Genomic DNA, 1,339 nt, shown 5'->3' with positions numbered 1-1,339 from the left:
CGCCTCAGATCCTGAAGCTGCCCACCAGTTGCTTCAACCGCCCCGCCTGCTGGCTCAGGGCGTCGCAATGGCGCAGGGTCTCGTTGAGGTTCTCCACCCCTTGCTGGTTGAGGCTGTTGATCTGGGTGATGTCCAGGTTCAGGCTCTCGACCACCGCGCTCTGTTCCTCGGTGGCGGTGGCCACCGACTGGTTCATGCCGTCGATCTCGCCGATGCGCTGGGTCACGCTGGCCAGGCGGGCGCCGGCCTGGTTGGCCACCTGCACGGTCTGCTCGCTGGACACCTGGCTTTCATTCATGGTGTGCACCGCCTCGCGCGAGCCCACCTGCAGGCTGGTGATCATGCGGTGGATCTCCTCGGCCGACTCCTGGGTGCGGTGAGCCAGGTTGCGCACCTCATCGGCCACCACGGCAAAGCCACGCCCGGCCTCGCCGGCGCGGGCGGCCTCGATGGCGGCGTTGAGCGCCAGCAGGTTGGTCTGCTGGGAGATGCCCTTGATCACGTCGAGGATCTTGCCGATCTCGTCGGTGCTGGCGTTGAGCGTCTCGATCTGTTCGCACGACTCGCTGATCTTCTGCGAAAGCGCGGTCATGGCGTTGATCGCATCGTCCACCACCTGACGGCCATCGTTGGCCTGGTCGCTGGCGCCGCTGGCGTGCTGCGAGGCGTCGGCGGCGTTGCGGGCGATTTCCTGGGTGGCCGCGCCCAGCTGGTTGATCGCCGCGGCGACGCTGTTGGTGCGCATGCTCTGCTCCTCGGAGCCGATGATCGAAGCGTTGGAGGCGTTGACCACCTTCTCCGACAGGTCATGCACCAGGCGGGTGGCCGAGGATACCTCGCTGATCGAGGCGTGGATGCGCTCGACGAAGCGGTTGAACGAGGTGGCCAGCTCGCCGAACTCATCCTTGTGCTGCACCGCCAGGCGGCGGGTCAGGTCGCCTTCGCCTTCGGCGATGTCCCGCATGGCACGGCCCATGGTGGTCAGCGGACCCATCAGCACCGGGATGAGCAGGCCCAGCAGGCCGGCGATGGCGGCCACGGCGATAAGCATGGCGATGATCGCCGAAGTGCGGAACTGGCTGAGCGGGGCGTAGGCCTTGTCCTTGTCGATGGACAGACCGATGTACCACTGCGCCGACGGCAGGCCTTCGACCGGGGCGAAGGAGATGATCCGATCCTGGCCATTGAGGGTGACGTCCTGCATGCCCGGTTCGACCTTCAGGCCGGCATCGGGGTAGATGTCCTTGAGGTTTTTCATCAACTGGTCCTTGTCGGGGCTGACGATGACCTGGCCGCTGCGATCGGCGAGGAAGGCATGGCCGATGCCGCCGAAGTCCAC

The 1,339-nt window shown here is 66.2% G+C and carries 1 protein-coding gene; it reads right to left on the bottom strand.

The window, feature by feature from the left end:
* Positions 1 to 4: 4 nt before the first annotated feature.
* Positions 5 to 1,339 (bottom strand): methyl-accepting chemotaxis protein McpA (gene mcpA / locus ACNFCH_RS25815; protein WP_416744498.1); only part of this gene is annotated, 1,335 nt, incomplete at its 5' end.

The sequence above is a fragment of the Pseudomonas sp. NY15354 genome (assembly GCF_048068075.1).
GTDB lineage: Bacteria > Pseudomonadota > Gammaproteobacteria > Pseudomonadales > Pseudomonadaceae > Aquipseudomonas > Aquipseudomonas guariconensis_C.
This window is presented reverse-complemented; position numbering and strand designations above follow the sequence as displayed.